The sequence below is a fragment of the Cryobacterium sp. MLB-32 genome (assembly GCF_000738085.1).
Taxonomy (GTDB): Bacteria; Actinomycetota; Actinomycetes; order Actinomycetales; family Microbacteriaceae; genus Cryobacterium.
The window spans coordinates 1-2,897 of record NZ_JPRS01000264.1 but is presented as its reverse complement, the minus strand read 5'-3'; the positions used below and the strand labels follow the sequence as shown (position 1 = coordinate 2,897).

At 66.9% G+C, this 2,897-nt stretch carries 1 protein-coding gene; it reads right to left on the bottom strand.

Going from position 1 to position 2,897, the window contains the following annotated elements; genetic code table 11:
* Window positions 1–2,885 (bottom strand): type I DNA topoisomerase (topA, locus tag JF66_RS17315; RefSeq protein WP_035879967.1); only part of this gene is annotated, 2,885 nt, incomplete at its 3' end.
* Window positions 2,886–2,897 lie beyond the last annotated feature (12 nt).

Genomic DNA, 2,897 nt, shown 5'->3' with positions numbered 1-2,897 from the left:
GTGGCGGCCGCCTTCTTCGCGGTCGCGGCCTTCGCCGCGGCCGTGGGCGCCTTCTTCACGGCCGGTTTCTTGGCCGCCGGCTTCTTGACGGCGGCCTTCTTGGCCGGCGCCTTCTTGCGCGGAGCGGCCGGTCCCTTGGCGCGCTTGTCGGAGAGCAGCTCGACCGCACGGTCGAAGTCGATCTCCTCGACGCTTTCAGACTTCGGGATGGTGGCATTGGTGACGCCATCGGTCACGTACGCGCCGAAACGTCCATCCTTGATCTTGATGGCCTTGCCGCTCTCGGGGTCGGGCGCCTCAAATTCCTTGAGGGCGCTCGAGGCGCGGCGGGCGCCGTACTTGGGCTGGGCGTAGAGTTCCACGGCACCGGCGAGGTCGATGTCGAAGATCTGGTCTTCGCTCGTGAGCGACCGGGTGTCGATGCCCTTCTTCAGGTACGGCCCGAACTTGCCGTTCTGGGCGGTGATCTCGGATTCGGTCTCGGGATCCAGGCCAACAACGCGCGGGAGGGACAGCAGGCGCAGAGCGGTCTCGAGGTCGATCGTGGCAAGGTCCATCGACTTGAAGATTGATGCGGTGCGGGGCTTGTCGGCCGCGGCGACCTTCTTGGCCGCCGGCTTGCGCTTGGGCTTGGTGACGGTCACCTCACCGGTTGCGGGGTCAATGGTCTCGGTCGGTTTGGCCGCGAGGGCTGCGGCGGCCGCTTCGGCCGCCGCCACGGCGGGGTCGACGACGGGTTTCGGGTCGAGCTCGGTGACGTACGGGCCGAATCGCCCGTCTTTCGCCACGATTTCCTTGCCGTTTTCCGGGTTGAGGCCGATCACCCGGTCCGTGATCACGGGGGCGTCGATGAGCTCGTGTGCCTTGGCTGCGGTGAGCTCATCGGGGGCCAGCTCCGGCGGGATGTTGACGCGGCGCGGCGGCGCATCCGGTGCGGCGTCGAGGTCGATGACCTCGAGGTAGGGCCCGTACTTGCCGATGCGGAGGGTGATTTCGTCGTCGATCGCGACCGAGTTGATGGTGCGCGCGTCGATCTCGCCCATGTTGTCGATCACGTTGCGGAGCCCGCGGTGCTTGTCGCTGCCGAAGTAGAAGCTCGTCAGCCAGTCGAGGCGGTTGGCCTCGCCGCCGGCGATGCGGTCGAGGTCGTTCTCCATCTCGGCCGTGAAGTCGTATTCCACCAGGTCGCCGAAGAATTCCTCGAGCAGGCGCACGACCGAGAACGCGATCCAGTTCGGAACGAGTGACTGCCCGCGCGGCGTCACGTAGCCGCGCTCGGTGATCGTGGAGATGATCGAGGCGAACGTGGACGGGCGGCCGATGCCGAGCTCTTCGAGCTTCTTCACGAGGCTGGCCTCGGTGTAGCGCGCCGCCGGGGTGGTCTCGTGGCCCTTGGCCTCAAGCTCGAGCAGCGAGAGGGTCTGGCCCTCTTCGAGCGGCGGCAGCTTCGATTCGGTCGCGTCGGTGGGCGCGTTGCGCTCCTCGTCGCGGCTTTCCTCGTAGGCGAGCATGAAGCCGCGGAAGGTGATGACGGTTCCGCTCGCGGTGAATTCGGCGAGCGCACCGGATGCCGCGGGGTGCGTGGACGCGCCGGTCGGGCCGGCCGCAATGGTGACGGAGGCCGTGGAACCGGTGGCATCTTTCATCTGCGAAGCGACGGTGCGCTTCCAGATGAGGTCGTACAGCTTGAAGTCGTTCCCGCGCAGGCTCGAGGCGAGCGAGGCGGGCGTGCGGAACGTGTCGCCGGACGGGCGAATCGCCTCGTGCGCCTCCTGGGCGTTCTTGCTCTTGCCCTTGTAGGCACGGGGGGCATCCGGAACCGTCTCGGCGCCGTACAGCGCGGCGGCCTGCGTGCGGGCGGCCGTGAGGGCCTGCTGACCGAGTGACGGCGAGTCGGTACGCATATAGGTGATGTACCCATTTTCGTACAGCGACTGGGCCACACTCATGGTCTGACGGGCGGTGAAGCGCAGCTTGCGAGCGGCCTCCTGCTGCAGGGTGGAGGTGGTGAACGGCGCGGCCGGGCTGCGACGGTACGGCTTGGAGGCGACCTTGGTCACCGTCAGGGCAACGCCGGGTTCCTGCAGCGCGGCGGTGAGCGCCAGAGCGGATGCCTCGTCGAGGGTGGCCGCCTTCACGGAGGGCTTGAGCGTGCCCGAGTCGTCGAAGTCGCCACCGGTGGCGATGCGCTCGCCGTTCAGGCGCACGAGCTTGGCATCGAAGCCCTGCTCGGTGTCGGCCGTGGAAGCGGCCAGGCGGGCCAGCAGGTCCCAGTAGCCGGCGGAGACGAACGCGAGGCGCTCACGCTCACGGTCGACCACGAGACGGGTGGCGGCGGACTGCACTCGGCCGGCGGAGAGTCCGGGACCAACCTTGCGCCAGAGCACGGGGGAAATCTCGTAGCCGTAGATGCGGTCGAGGATGCGCCGGGTCTCCTGCGCATCGACGAGCGCGGTGTCCAGGTCACGGGTGTTGTCGGTGGCCGCGAGAATGGCGTCTTTGGTGATCTCGTGGAAGACCATGCGCTTCACGGGAACCTTGGGCTGCAGCACCTGGAGAAGGTGCCACGCGATGGCCTCGCCCTCGCGGTCCTCATCAGTTGCGAGCAGGAGTTCGTCGGCGTTCTTCAGCGCGCGCTTGAGCTCACTGACCGTCTTCTTCTTGGCATCGGAGACCACGTAGTACGGCTCGAAGCCGTTTTCGACGTCGACCGAGAACCGACCGAGCGTGCCCTTTTTGAGCTCCGCGGGCAGATTCTTCGGCTCAATGAGGTCGCGAATGTGTCCGACCGAGGACAAAACCTCGTAACCGTCGCCGAGATACGCCGCGATCGACTTCATCTTCGTCGGCGACTCGACAATGACCAGCTTCTTAGTGCCTGGCACCAGACTCCTCTT